This window comes from Microvirga flavescens (assembly GCF_003290125.1).
GTDB classification, from domain to species: Bacteria; Pseudomonadota; Alphaproteobacteria; order Rhizobiales; family Beijerinckiaceae; genus Microvirga; species Microvirga flavescens.
Genome location: NZ_QMKH01000004.1, coordinates 318,081 through 331,866, shown reverse-complemented (window position 1 = coordinate 331,866; position 13,786 = coordinate 318,081). Strand labels below are relative to the sequence as shown.

The following is a 13,786-nucleotide window of genomic DNA, read 5'->3' as shown; positions in this document are numbered from 1 at the left end:
GCGACTACCTGAACGGCGGGGACGGCCACGACACGCTGGTGGGAGGCGAAGGCGCGGACTTGCTTGAGGGCGGCGCGGGCCGTGACGTGTTCCGGTTCGACGCCTCGCCGTGGTCTGGCGTGGACCGGATCGTGGACTTCAAGGTCGGGGAAGACAAGATTGAGCTTGAGACGCATGTGTTCCGTGCGTTCCCGGACGTGGTGATCTACGAGACGGATGCGGGGCTGACCTATGTGAACAGCGCGCTGAACACGAACGCGTTCACGATCGGAGCGGCGGCGACGACGTCGGCGCAGCGGATCGTGTACAACAGCGCGACGGGCGCGTTGTACTACGACGCGGACGGCTCGGGAGCGGTCGCGCAGGTGCAGTTCGCCCAGCTCAGCGCCGGCCTGACCCTGACCGCCGCCAGCTTCAGCCTCTACACCATCTGAGGGTGGAGATACGGGCGCAAAAGCATCAGCAAACGCAAACGGAGTCAGCCTCACAGGTTGGCTCCGTTTGCTATTGAGGGGCTTTTTAAGGCCGCTGAGAAAAGCAAGCACTAGGCTTCAAGCTTGCTTGCCTCCTCAGAGCCGGGACATTGGCGGGAGGCGGTGGCCAAACCAGCCCAATAAAAAACGGCGCGGAGGGCCCCGCGCCGTGCTTTAAATATCCAGTGCGGCCTCGTCCGCGAAGGCCGCCCGTTCGGAGATGAAGGTGAAGCGGGCTTCGGGTTTGTTGCCCATTAGCCGCTCGACCGCATCGCCCGTTTCGGGGCGCTCGTCGGGGGCGATGACGACTTTGAGAAGCGTGCGCTTCTTCGGGTCCATCGTCGTTTCCTTCAACTGGCTCGGCAACATTTCTCCTAGACCCTTGAAGCGGCCGATTTCGACCTTGCTGCTGCCCTTGAACGTGCTCTTGAGGTGCCGGTCGCGATCCTCGTCCGTCCGGGCATAGACCGTCTTGCCGCTGTGGCTGAGGCGATAGAGCGGGGGCACGGCGAGATAAAGATGGCCGGCATCGATGAGGCGCGGCATCTGGCGGTAGAAGAACGTGATGAGGAGGGAGGCGATGTGCGCCCCGTCCACGTCCGCGTCGGTCATGATGATGACCTTCTCGTAGCGCAGGTCCGCGTCACGGTATTGGGAGCCCATGCCGCAGCCGAGCGCCTGTACGAGATCGGCCAGAAGCTGGTTCTGGTGCAGCTTGTCCCGCCCCGCCGAGGCGACGTTCAGGATCTTGCCGCGCAGGGGCAGGATGGCCTGCGTCTTGCGATCGCGCGCCTGCTTGGCGGAGCCGCCCGCCGAGTCGCCCTCGACGATGAAGAGTTCCGAGCCCTCCGCGCCAGCGTTGGAGCAATCGGCAAGCTTGCCGGGCAGGCGCAGCTTGCGGGTCGCGGTCTTGCGCGCGACTTCCTTTTCCTGGCGGCGGCGCAGGCGCTCCTCGGCCCGGTCGATCACCCAGTCGAGCAGCTTGTTCGCCTGCTGCGGGGAGGCCGCGAGCCAGTGGTCGAAGGCATCGCGAACGGCAGCCTCGACGATGCGGCCCGCCTCCAGCGTCGCCAGCTTGTCCTTGGTCTGGCCCTGGAATTCCGGCTCACGGATGAAGACCGAGAGCATGGAGGCGCAGGTCGCCATCACGTCGTCGGTGGTCGCCGCCGCCATGCGCTTTTGCTGGTTCACGCGCTCGGCGTGATCGCGCAGGCCGCGCAGGAGAGCGATGCGCAGGCCGTTCTCGTGCGTGCCGCCTTCCGGTGTCGGGATGGTGTTACAGTAGGAGGATGAGAATCCGTCCTCGTTCGCCATCCACGCCACGGCCCATTCGAGGGACCCGTGGCCGCCCTGTTTGGTGATCTTGCCCGAGAAGACCTGATCGGAGACGAGCTCCTTGCCCTCGATGTCGCGGGCCAGATAGTCCTTCAGACCGTTCGGGAAGCGGAAGACCGCCTCGGCGGGCACGCTGTCCGTGCCGTCGAGAAGGGACGGAGCGCATTTCCAGCGGATCTCGACGCCGCCGAACAGATAGGCTTTCGAGCGCGCCATCTTGAACAGGCGGCGTGGCAGGAAATGAGCGTCTTTCCCGAAAATCTGCGGATCGGGCAGGAAGCGGACCTTCGTGCCGCGCCGGTTGGGCACACGGCCCACGGTTTCCAGCTTCGTCTGCGGAGTGCCGCGCGAGAAGATCTGGCGATAAAGCGTCTGCCCGCGCGCGACCTCGACTTCCAGCGTCTCGGACAGGGCGTTCACCACCGAGACGCCGACGCCGTGCAGACCGCCCGAGGTTTCATAGACCTTCGAGTCGAACTTGCCGCCCGCGTGGAGCGTGGTCATGATGACCTCGAGCGCCGACTTCTTCGGGAATTTCGGATGCGGATCGACCGGGATACCGCGCCCGTTGTCGGTCACGGTCAGCCAGCCGCCTTCCTCCAGCTCCACCTCGATGAAGGTCGCGTGGCCCGCGACCGCCTCGTCCATCGAGTTGTCGATCACTTCCGCGAAGAGGTGGTGCAGCGCCTTCTCGTCGGTGCCGCCGATATACATGCCCGGACGCCGCCGGACAGGCTCGAGCCCTTCCAGCACCTCGATGGCGGAAGCGTCGTAATCGGTCTCGACCGCCGGAGCTGCCTTCGGTGCGGTGCGGGCGGCTTTGGCCGCTGCGGCCTTGGCAGGCGCGGCGCGCTTGGCGCCGCTGCCGTCGCCGAAAAGATCGTTGTCGTCAGTCATTGAACCTTGGGACCGGGGTGATTCGCGTTCCTATCACGATATCGCATAAAGCATGAATACAGGAACAAAACAGAAACGAAAAGATTGCCGCCGTCATAAAAGCGATGCAGCCTCATGGCATATTCGCGAGGCTGAGAAAACAGCGGAAAGGCAGCTCCGCACAATCGGAACTGTTTAGGTCGCATTCACGTTGGTCGTTTAAGCTCAAGGTCAAAGAGGGGAGATTCGAACGTGACGCCAAGAACAACCGTCGGATCAGCGCAGAACCTGCACTTGACCCGCACCGCCCGCGTGGCCGGCGAGGCTTTCGCCTTCAACGAGCCGGAGGCTGTGCCGGTTGCGCAGCGCGCGTCCTACAATCTCCTTTGGATCGCCCTCGGGCTCATCGCGGCAGCCGCGCTGTACATCGCGTTCTGACTCTGCCGAGGGCTGCTCAGATCAGGATAAACGCCGCCGCAGAAGGGCGGCGTTTTGCTTTTAGGCCTTCGCCGACTTCTTCGCTGCAGCCTTCTTGGTTGCGGCTTTTTTTGCGGGTGCTTTTGTCGCCGTCTTAGTTGCGGCAGGCTTCTTTGCCGCAGCCTTTTTCGCAGCAGGTTTCTTGGCTGCCGTCTTCTTGGCGGTGGTCTTCGTCGCGGTCTTGCGTCCTCCGCGCGCCTTCTTGCTCGGCCCCGCTGCGCGGCGGGCCGCGATGAGGGCGATGGCTTCGTCCAAGGTCACGGCGTCCGCAGAAACAGCGCGGGGAAGCGTCGCGTTGGTTTCGCCGTCGGTGACATAAGGCCCGAAGCGCCCCGCCTTCACCACGATGGGCTTGCCGGAGGTCGGATCGTCGCCGAGCGGGCGTCCGGGATCGGCTGCGCCGCGCCGGTTTCCTGCACCGCTTTCCTTCGCGATGATGAGGTCGATGGCGCGGTTTGCGCCGATCTCCAGCACGTCATCGTCCTTGCCGATATTGGCGTAGGTCTTGCCGTGTTGAACGTAAGGTCCGTAGCGCCCGATATTGGCGAGGATCGGCTCGCCTGTTTCCGGGTGCATCGCCACCGTGCGCGGCAGCGCGAGGAGCTTCAGCGCCTTTTCGAGATCGACCGAAGAAGGTGAGGTGCCCTTCGGCACCGAAGAACGCTTCGGCTTCTCGCCTTCACCAAGCTGCACGAAGGGGCCGAAGCGTCCGTCGCGGAGCGTGACCTGCTGGCCGGTGTCGGGATCCTCGCCCAACACTTTCACGCCGGGCTGGCCGCCCTCGGACGTGGCGTCGCCTTCGCCGTTCACGCCGGTCGCGGCGAGCTGGCGGGTGTATTTGCACTCAGGGTAGTTCGAGCAGCCGATGAAGGCGCCGAACTTGCCGAGCTTGAGCGAGAGCTGGCCGTTGCCGCAAGAGGGGCAGCCGCGCGGGTTCGAGCCGTCGCCCTTGTCGGGGAAGATGTGCGGGCCGAGAAGCTCGTTGAGGGATTCGAGCACTTCCGTCGTGCGTAATTCCTTCGTTTCGGCAATCGCTGCCGAGAAGTCGCGCCAGAAATCGCGCATCACCTGCTTCCAATCGATCTCGTGATTGGAAACGCGGTCGAGCTGTTCTTCCAGATCCGCCGTGAAATCGTATTCCACATAGCGGCGGAAGAAGCTCTCCAGGAACGCCGTGACGATGCGACCCTTGTCCTCGGGAACGAGGCGCTTCTTGTCGATGCGCACATATTCGCGGTCGCGCAGGGTTTGCAGTACGGCGGCGTAGGTCGAAGGGCGGCCGATGCCGAGTTCTTCCATGCGCTTGACGAGGGAGGCCTCCGAATAGCGCGGCGGCGGTTCGGTGAAGTGCTGGGTCGCGGCGATGCGGCGGCGCTCCAGCGGGTCGCCCCCCTTCATGGGCGGCAGGCGGCCTTCATCCTCGTCCGCCTCGTCGTCCTTGCTCTCGTTGTAGAGCGTGAGGAAGCCATCGAACTTCACCACCTGGCCGGTGGCGCGCAGGTCGAGCTTGCGCGGGCCGACCTGCGCCGAAATATCGACGGTGGTGCGTTCCAGCTCCGCCGATTCCATCTGGCTCGCGATGGTGCGGGTCCAGATCAGGTCGTAGAGGCGGGCCTGTTCCGGCTCCAGATACTTCGCCACGTATTTCGGCAGGCGGCTCATGTCGGTGGGGCGCACGGCCTCGTGCGCTTCCTGCGCGTTCTTGGCTTTCGTCGTGTACTTGCGCGGCACACCGGGAACGTAGCGCTCGCCGAATTCCTTGCCGATCACGCGGCGCGCGGCGTGCACGGCCTCGGGGGCCATGTCCACGCCGTCGGTACGCATATAGGTGATGAGGCCGACCGTCTCGCCGCCGATATCGACACCTTCATAAAGACGCTGCGCGATGCGCATGGTCTGCGCCGGGGCGAGCCCCAGCTTGCGGGAGGCCTCCTGCTGCAGGGTGGACGTCGTGAAAGGCGGGTAGGGGTGGCGCTTGGCGGGCTTGGCTTCCACCGTCACGACGGTGAAGGTCGCGAGTTCCAGATCGCGCTTGAAGGCTTCCGCTTCCTCGCCCTTGCCGATGTCGAGGCGCGTGATCTTCTTGCCGTCCGCGCCCACGAGGCGCGCGTCGAACACGCCGCCTTCCTTGGTGGCGAGGGTTGCGACGAGGGACCAGTATTCCCGCGCCTTGAAGGTCTCGATCTCGAGTTCCCGGTCGCAAACGAGGCGCAGGGCCACCGACTGCACGCGGCCTGCCGAGCGCGCGCCGGGCAGCTTGCGCCACAGGACGGGGGAGAGATTGAACCCGACGAGATAATCGAGGGCGCGGCGGGCCATATAGGCATCGACCAACGCCTGATCAATCTCGCGCGGCTGGCGCAGGGCCGTCTGCACGGCGTCCTTGGTGATGGCGTTGAAAGTCACGCGCTCGATGGGAATATCCTTCAGCGCCTTCTTCTCACGCAGGGCCTCCACGACGTGCCAGGAAATCGCCTCGCCCTCGCGATCCGGGTCGGTGGCGAGAATGAGCTTCTCGGCGCCCTTGATCGCCTTGGCGATGTCGGAAACGCGCTTGGAGCCCCGGTCCTCGAGGGTCCAGATCATGTGGAAATCGGCGTCCGGGTCCACCGAGCCGTCCTTGGCCGGCAGATCGCGGATATGCCCGAACGAGGCCAGGACTTCGTAGTCCTTGCCCAGATATTTGTTGATCGTCTTAGCCTTTGCAGGAGACTCGACGACGAGGACCTTCATGAACCTATTCCCGGCAGGAGTCGCGGTCAGCGTCATGCTGCCACGGCAACGAAAAAAGCAGTCAGCCCCGACTGCCACAGGGTGCGGATAAGTGGTGGATGATCGCCGACAAGTCAAATCGACCCCGGCCGGAGCAACCCCTATGTGGGCGATAGCGCCCGGTTAAGCAAGGGTTTCAGCGCTGGCCCCAGCCTGTTGGCACCTGTCATGCGGGCGGGGTGGGCGAGGCGTGTCGCGGCATAGATTTCGGCGATTTCGGTGGGCGCGGAGCGGGCGAGGGCGGCGGTGGCGGCCAGGGTGAAGAGGCGATCGGCGATGAATCGTGCCTGCGCTTCGGCGTCCGGGGCGCGCATGGCGGTCTGGATCAGGTTCGCCGTTTCCGCAACACCGGGCAGGCCCCAGGCGTCGCCCGCCAGTTGCTCCAGAACGGACATGGCGGCGTCGGTCTCCCGCTCCCCGGCGCGCAGGATGTCGAGGGCGATCACGTTGCCAGAGCCTTCCCAGATCGCGTTCACCGGAGCCTCCCGGTAAAGGCGCGGCATCGGGCTCTCTTCCACGTAGCCGTTGCCGCCAAGGCACTCCATGCACTCATAGATCAGGCGAGGGGCCGCCTTGCAGATGCCGAACTTGGCGGCGGGCGTAACGATCCGGGCGTGCGCGGCTTCCAGCGCGTCCGAGGCCGCGCCGTCGAAACTCTTCGCCAGCCGCATGGTGAGCGCTGTCATCGCCTCGCTGTCGAGGGCAAGATCGGCCAGCACCATCTGCATGGCGGACTGGTCGATGAGCTTTTTCTGAAAAACGCTGCGGTGGTGCGCATGATGCACAGCGAGAGCGAGCCCCATCCGCACGAGCCCGGCGGACGCTACCGCGCAATCGAGCCGCGTGTGCTGCACCATGTTGATGATGGTGCGCACGCCCTTGCCCTCCTCGCCGATCCGCCAGGCGAAAGCCTCCGCGAACTCCACCTCCGCCGAAGCGTTGGAGCGGTTGCCGAGCTTGTCCTTCAGACGCTGCAGGCGAAGGCCGTTGACGGAGCTGTCGGGCTCGTGCCGGGGCAGCAGAAAGCAGGTGAGGCCGCCGGAGGCCTGGGCGAGCACGAGAAACGCATCCGACATCGGTGCGGAGAGGAACCACTTGTGCCCGGTGAGGCGGTATTCGTCCCCGCCTGCGGGTTCCGCCCGGGTCGTGTTGGCGCGGACATCCGTGCCGCCCTGTTTCTCCGTCATTCCCATGCCGAGGGTGACGGAGGTCTTTTCCCAGAAGGGGATGAAGCGCGGGTCGTAGGCGCGCGAGCGGATTCTCGGCAACCATTCCTTCAACCGCTCGGGCGCGACGGCGAGCGCCGCCATGGCGGCATGGGTCATCGTCATCGGGCAGACATGGCCGCTCTCGACGCCGGCGATAGTATAAAGAAGCGCGGCGCGGACGAGGTGGCCTTGAGGGAGCGGAGGTTCGGGGGCGCCTTCCTCCCAGGTCGAGGAATGCAGACCGTCCGCCATGCTCGCGGCCATCAGCGCGTGATAGGCCGGGTGAAACTCCACGGCGTCGATGCGATAGCCCCGCGCATCATGCGTTTTCAGCTTCGGCGGGTTTTCGTTGGCGAGACGCCCGAGGTCTAACCGTTCGGCGCTCCCCCATCGCGCGCCGGAAGCGATCAGGGCGTCGGCCTGGTCGATGCCATTGGCCTTGAGAGCGTCAAGAAGAGGCTGGTTCGCCGCTATCGGATTGAAATCCACCAAGGGCGGCGTTTGGTTGAAGATCTCATGGCTTTCGGTTCCATGCTGAAAATTCATTACGCCGCTCCGTCCTTGTCGACGGAAGAATCTAGGGCGCGGCGCGGACTTTGGGGCTAGAGCCCGAGCGCCTTACGTAATTGCGGCGTCACCTCTTCAAGACGCTTTGCGAAAGCGTGATCTCTCAACAAGGCGTCCGCGACGAGCCGTCCTCCGGTGCGCCCCGCTTCGATGTCGGAAGGGTAGTGAAAACCACAGACCACGCGGCTCCAGCCGTAATCGAGGCCGCGCTTTTCAAGGTCGGCTTTGCGCTCGGGCGCGACATGCGCGAGCAGGGCCGCGAAGAGCGTGCCGGTCGCCGCATGGGTCGAGGGGAACGAACTGCTCGACGGCAGCCTGGCCGGGCAGACTTTGACATTCGCGCTCGTCTTGAAGGGGCGAGGGCGGTCGAAGCGACTTTTGACGGGAGCGAGCGCCTCCTCCAGCGTCTCCGCTGCCGCTTTGAACAGGCGGCGCGCCTTCTTCAACTCGCCCTTGTCAATTGGGGCATCCATTCCTTCAAGAAACCCGGTCAGGCTCTGGCGCGCATCCTTCAACGCCTGATCTTCCTGCTTCGGTGTGCGCTCGGTCTGTACGGACAGCACGGTCTCCAGATCGCGTGAGGCGTCAGCCGCGTCAGGCGGCGCGCCGATGGCCGTTGCGTCGATCGTCACGCTGTAATGGGGCTTGTCCCTGGCTTCCGCGTGAAGGCTCGCGAAGGCTAGGAGGCTGACGGCGAGAAGGGGCGTGCGAGTTATGGCGAACATTTTCAGCTGATTGCCTGAGCCAGGCCGTTGGTAGCGTCGTGGCGCATAATGTACTAGCAAACGTGGTCCCTTGTCGTGGGGCGGCTAAGATTGTGGATGCTGAGAATGACGCACGTCGCGGCGGACGGTAGGGTCCGGTCTGTTGATCTCCTCAGGGGCATCGCGGCGCTCGTCGTGCTTGTTTGGCACTTTCAAAGCTACTTCAACGCGAATCCTTACGGCGTATTGTTCGCCCCGTTTTATCAGAACGGTCAGGTGGCTGTTGATATATTCTTCGTGATATCCGGGTTCATACTTATGTATGTATATCACGGAAAGTTGCAAAATCTGGCCGATCTCAAGCTTTTCGTAATAAAACGATTGGGTCGATTGTATCCTCTACACCTCGTTACGCTTGTTGTGGTCGCCTTGATTTTTGGTATTTTTGCCATTCGCGGTGACGGATATGGGTTTGTTTATTCTGCGAATGATTTTTTCCATTTTTTGCTCAACTTGTTCTTGTTGCAATTCGTGGGCCTCCAGAAGGGTTTTTCGTTCAACGCCCCATCGTGGACGATATCGGGGGAATTCTGGATCAACATTCTGTTCGCGCTCGTCCTACTCACCACCCGCCGGGTGCTATGGATCGCCGGTGCGATTGTCGTGTGCTCATCAGCTGTTCTGATCGCGCATGGCGAGTGGCTGAGCTTTAGGAGAATTGGTCCCGTGGAGCCGCTGCTCATCCGGACAGCGGCGGGGTTTTTTGCGGGCGTTGTGACCTATTTCGTGTGCCGAGCCACTCGAAACATCAGTGCGGGTGTCGGCGCAGCTGCGCTTGTGACCGGCGGCATATTAGCGACTGGATTGATGCTTTATCCCAGGTCGGGACCTCATCTTGTGCTTGTCGAAGCAGCGATCACCTTGGTCTGCGCACCGTTACTTGTTTTTGGGTGCGTCAATTCGAAGTTGATGGAGCGATTGGGGAGAAGTTCCGTCGGCGCTTTGATCGGAGATCTCTCCTACTCCATCTACATGTGGCACTTTCCGGTTGCAGCGATCCTGGTTTTGTGCGGCGCGACCGCGTTGGATGCCCGCATATTGTTTTATCTGTATCTGGCTATTGTCGTCGTGGTCGCCTGGGTGTCGTTTCGGTTCATAGAAGGGCCTGCAAGGATATGGATCGTGAGCCGCTCATCCCAACGGGTGTTGCGCGCGGTATGATCCTGGCTGGGGGCTTTGTCTCAAACGTCACGCGGGGATCAGACTTCGCTTGCCGCTGCCATCGACTCCCCCTATAGCCAATGCTTTAAGATGAACACAGCGCACCCGCCGATTTTTCCGCATCGCCATCTGCTCGGAATCGAGGGGCTTTCGCCTTTGGATATCAAGGCGTTGCTCGATCTGGCTGACGAACAGGTCGAAGTCAGTCGCCAGGTCGAAAAGAAAAAGACGACCTTACGCGGACGTACCCAGATCAATCTTTTCTTCGAGCCCTCGACCCGCACGCAATCCTCCTTCGAGATTGCGGGCAAGAGGCTCGGTGCGGACGTCATGAACATGTCCGTCGCGTCGTCCTCCGTGAAGAAGGGCGAGACGCTGATCGATACTGCCGCGACGCTCAACGCCATGCGGCCCGACCTCATCATCGTGCGCCATCATGCGGCGGGGGCGGTCAATCTCCTCGCGCAGAAGGTCGATTGCTCGGTGGTGAATGCGGGCGATGGCGCGCACGAGCATCCGACGCAGGCGCTGCTCGACGCGCTCACCATCCGCCGCAACAAGGGGCGGATCGAAGGGCTCACCGTGGCGATCTGCGGTGACATCCTGCATTCGCGCGTGGCGCGCTCCAACATGATCCTGCTTGCGGCGATGGGCGCGCATGTGCGCCTCGTCGCCCCCTCGACCCTGTTGCCGCCGGGCATCGAGCGCCTCGGCTTCGAGATGCACACCGACATGAAGCGCGGCCTGCGCGATGCGGACATCGTGATGATGCTGCGCCTGCAGCGCGAGCGCATGAACGGCTCCTTCGTGCCATCCGTGAAAGAGTATTTCCGCTTCTACGGTCTCGATCAGGAAAAACTCGATTACGCCAAGCCCGACGCGCTCGTCATGCATCCCGGTCCGATGAACCGCGGCGTCGAGATCGCGTCGGACGTCGCCGACGGTGCGCAGTCGTTGATCCGCGAGCAGGTCGAGATGGGTGTGGCCGTCCGCATGGCGGTGCTGGAGGCTCTCGCGAGCCATCTGCCTAATCGGTGAGGGAAAGACGCATGACCTCCACTCGCCCGCTTCTCCTCAAAAACGCCCGTCTCGTCGATCCCGCAAGCGGGCGCGAGGAGCATGGCGGCGTTCTCGTTAGCGATGGCCTGATCGCGGATGTCGGCCATCATGTCATCGCTGCGACCGATGCGGAGGTGATCGACTGCGCCGGGCAGGTGCTCGCGCCCGGCCTCATCGACATGCGCGCCTTCATCGGCGAGCCGGGGGCCGCGCACCGGGAGACGTTGAAGAGCGCGGGCGAGGCCGCTGCGGCTGGGGGCGTTACGACCATCGTGTCGATGCCCGACACCAACCCCGTTCTCGACGATCCCGCGATCATCGATTTCGTGATGCGCCGCGCGCGCGACACCTCCATCGTCAATGTGCGCCCCGCCGCCGCGCTGACGAAGGGCCTCAAGGGCGAGGAGATGGCCGAGATCGGCCTCCTGCGCGAGGCGGGTGCGGTCGCCTTTACCGATGGCGCGCGCTCCGTGACCAATGCGCAGGTGATGCGCCGTGCGCTCACCTATGCTCGCGATTTCGATGCGCTCATCGTCCATCATGTGGAAGATCCCGATCTCGTCGCACAGGGTGTGATGAACGAGGGCGAGTTCGCTGCGCGCCTCGGCCTTCCAGGCATTCCGCGCGAGGCGGAAACCGTGATGCTGGAGCGCGACATCCGTCTCGTGCGTCTCACGGGCGGACGCTACCATGCGGCAATGATTTCCTGTGCGGATTCGGTTGAGATCGTGAAGGCCGCGAAGGAGAGGGGGCTGCCGATCACCTGCGGTGTCTCGATCAACAATCTCGCGCTCAATGAGAACGACATCGGCGAGTACCGCACGTTCTTCAAGCTGTCGCCGCCGCTTCGCCATGAGGATGACAGGCTCGCGATGATCGAGGCCATCGCCGACGGCATCGTGGACGTGATCGTCTCCGACCACAATCCACAGGATGTGGAGACCAAGCGTCTGCCCTTCGCAGAGGCGGCGGATGGGGCCGTCGGCCTTGAAACCCTGCTTTCCGCCGGCCTGCGGCTGGTGCATGCGGGCAGCATCTCGCTGCCGAAGCTCTTGCGTGCTCTCTCCACGAGACCCGCTGAAATCCTTGGCCTTCCGGCGGGGCGGCTCACGCGCGGCGCTCCGGCCGACCTCATCGTGTTCGATCCGGAAGCGCCTTATGTGCTCGACAAGCGCAGCCTGCGCTCGCAGTCCAAGAACACGCCTTTCGAGGATGCCCGTCTGGAAGGGCAGGTGACGAAGACGATCGTAGCGGGCAGGATGGTCTTCGACCGCTCTCTTTCCTGAAGGAATCCGAATGTCTGACGCGAACCTCTCGCTGATCTTCAGCGCCCTGGCGCTTGGCTATCTCCTGGGCTCGATCCCGTTCGGTCTCATCTTCACGCGCATGGCGGGCTTAGGGGATATCCGCAAGGTCGGCTCCGGCAATATCGGCGCGACGAACGTGCTTCGCACGGGCCGCAAGGGGCTCGCCGCCGCGACGGTCCTGGGGGATGCCCTCAAGGGCACGGTCGCGGTGCTCATCGCCCGCTACTGGAGCCCCGATCTCGGCGCTCTCGCCGCCGTCGGCGCGATTCTTGGCCATCTCTTTCCTGTCTGGCTCGGCTTTAAGGGTGGCAAAGGCGTTGCCACGTTCATCGGCTGCCTGATCGGCCTCAACTTGATCGCGGCCCTCGTCTTCGCGGTTGTCTGGCTAGGGTTCGCTTTTGCGACGCGCTATTCGTCCCTCTCGGCCCTCGTCGCAACCGCGATTTCGCCGGTCATGCTCTGGGTGCTGGGCGACGGGCGGACGGCAGGCATTTGCGTCCTTCTCGTCGCGCTTCTGTGGTGGAAGCATCGGGAGAATATCAAGCGCCTTCTGGCCGGGACCGAAGGGAAAATCGGACAGAAGGGATGACCGGCGTGCGTCTGACCGACGAACAACGACTCGACTGGCTGCGCCTGATCCGCTCCGAAAACGTCGGGCCACGCACCTTCCGCGCTCTCATCAACCAGTTCGGGGGAGCGGGTGCTGCTCTGGAGGCGCTGCCCGATCTCGCCCGCCGGGGCGGACGCCTTCTGCTCAAGGTGGCGTCTCGCGCCGAGGCCGAGAAGGAGATGGCGGAAGCCGCGCGCATGGGCGTGCGGTTCATCGCGATGGGCGAGCCGGATTATCCGAAGACCTTGCAGGCCATCGACACTGCGCCGCCGATGATCGCCCTGCGCGGATCGGCGGACGTTCTTGCAAAACCGGGCGTTGCCATCGTAGGTTCGCGCAACGCCTCGGCCTCGGGCCTCACCTTCACGGAGCGGATGGCGCGTCAGTTGGGTGAGCAGGGCTATGTAGTGATCTCCGGGTTGGCGCGCGGCATCGATACCCGCGCCCACAAGGCGAGCCTTGCCTCCGGCACCGTCGCCGTGCTCGCCGGCGGGCAGGCGCGGATCTACCCGTCCGAGAACGAGCCGCTGACGCGCGCCATCGTCGATCAGGGCGGGGCTGTCATCTCCGAAATGCCTCTCGGCTGGGAGCCGCGCGGGAGAGACTTTCCGCGCCGGAACAGGATCGTCTCCGGGTTGTCCTATGGCGTGCTGGTTGTGGAGGCGGCGCGGCGCTCGGGCTCCCTCATTACGGCGCGCTTCGCGCTGGAGCAGGGCCGCGAGGTCTTCGCCGTTCCCGGCTCCCCGCTCGATCCGCGTGCTGAAGGCACCAACGATCTCATCCGAGACGGCGCGACGCTCTGCGCCGAGGTCTCTCATATCACGAGCGCGCTCGAGCCCCTGATTGCAACCGGAGCCGCTTACGCCGGTGCGCAGGAGGGTGGAGCGTCTCCCTGGATCGAGGAGTTGTGGGACGAGTTTGACCTGCCGGGTGTCGAACGCGCGCCGCTCGGCTCAGTTCTGCCGGAGGCCTCCGAACCGGAGAGCATTGCTCCGCAAAAGCTTTCCGATGCGGGCTCGGTGATCGAGTTGCTCGGCCCGTCCCCCGTCGCCATCGACGATCTGGTCAGGCTTTCAGGGCTCCCGATCCGCGTGGTGCAGACGACTCTGCTCGAACTGGAACTCGCCGGACGCCTGGAACGGCACGGCGGCAACGCAGTGTCGCTTGTGGGCTAAGC

At 63.9% G+C, this 13,786-nt stretch carries 11 protein-coding genes; 7 read left to right on the top strand and 4 right to left on the bottom strand.

The features are described from left to right. On the top strand, positions 1-434 hold a 434-nt coding region (locus DQW91_RS10855), incomplete at its 5' end, for a M10 family metallopeptidase C-terminal domain-containing protein (protein ID WP_198411841.1). Positions 435-647: 213 nt separating this feature from the next. Here DQW91_RS10855 and parE read toward each other — a convergent pair. After that, positions 648-2,705: a DNA topoisomerase IV subunit B gene (gene parE / locus DQW91_RS10850; RefSeq protein ID WP_112663649.1), complete on the bottom strand. Its 2,058-nt coding sequence runs from the start codon at positions 2,703-2,705 to the stop codon at positions 648-650. Between the two features lie 231 nt (positions 2,706-2,936). On the opposite strand from parE, the gene DQW91_RS16605 reads away from it, so the two are divergent. Next, entirely contained in the window at positions 2,937-3,122 is a 186-nt protein-coding gene (locus tag DQW91_RS16605) for a hypothetical protein (protein WP_157961418.1), read from the top strand. A 60-nt stretch (positions 3,123-3,182) separates the two neighbouring features. On the opposite strand, the gene topA is transcribed toward DQW91_RS16605, so the two are convergent. The 3 genes from topA to DQW91_RS10835 form a co-directional block, all read right to left on the bottom strand. Further along, a complete protein-coding gene (topA, locus tag DQW91_RS10845; RefSeq protein WP_112663648.1) occupies positions 3,183-5,894 on the bottom strand; it encodes a type I DNA topoisomerase in 2,712 nt (903 codons plus the stop codon). A 140-nt stretch (positions 5,895-6,034) separates the two neighbouring features. After that, the gene (locus tag DQW91_RS10840; RefSeq protein ID WP_112663647.1) at positions 6,035-7,687 is read right to left on the bottom strand and encodes an acyl-CoA dehydrogenase family protein; all 1,653 of its coding nucleotides are present in this window, start codon (positions 7,685-7,687) and stop codon (positions 6,035-6,037) included. Between the two features lie 56 nt (positions 7,688-7,743). After that, positions 7,744-8,433 (bottom strand): phosphatase PAP2 family protein, encoded by a 690-nt coding sequence (locus DQW91_RS10835; RefSeq protein ID WP_112663646.1) that lies wholly within the window; start codon positions 8,431-8,433, stop codon positions 7,744-7,746. A gap of 105 nt (positions 8,434-8,538) precedes the next feature. Between DQW91_RS10835 and DQW91_RS10830 the strand changes: the two genes are divergently transcribed. The 5 genes from DQW91_RS10830 (at position 8,539) to dprA (ending at position 13,784) form a co-directional block, all read left to right on the top strand. After that, entirely contained in the window at positions 8,539-9,633 is a 1,095-nt protein-coding gene (locus tag DQW91_RS10830; protein ID WP_157961417.1) for an acyltransferase family protein, read from the top strand. Positions 9,634-9,723: 90 nt separating this feature from the next. Further along, a complete protein-coding gene (locus tag DQW91_RS10825; protein WP_112663644.1) occupies positions 9,724-10,671 on the top strand; it encodes an aspartate carbamoyltransferase catalytic subunit in 948 nt (315 codons plus the stop codon). A gap of 11 nt (positions 10,672-10,682) precedes the next feature. Beyond that, positions 10,683-11,978, top strand: a complete 1,296-nt coding sequence (locus DQW91_RS10820; RefSeq protein ID WP_112663643.1) for a dihydroorotase — start codon at positions 10,683-10,685, stop codon at positions 11,976-11,978. Between the two features lie 10 nt (positions 11,979-11,988). Continuing rightward, positions 11,989-12,588, top strand: coding sequence for a glycerol-3-phosphate 1-O-acyltransferase PlsY (gene plsY, locus DQW91_RS10815; protein ID WP_112663642.1), 600 nt, complete (start codon positions 11,989-11,991; stop codon positions 12,586-12,588). Positions 12,589-12,593: 5 nt separating this feature from the next. After that, on the top strand, positions 12,594-13,784 hold the full coding sequence (gene dprA / locus DQW91_RS10810) for a DNA-processing protein DprA (RefSeq protein ID WP_112663672.1): 1,191 nt from the start codon (positions 12,594-12,596) through the stop codon (positions 13,782-13,784). The last annotated feature ends 2 nt before the right edge of the window (positions 13,785-13,786 follow it).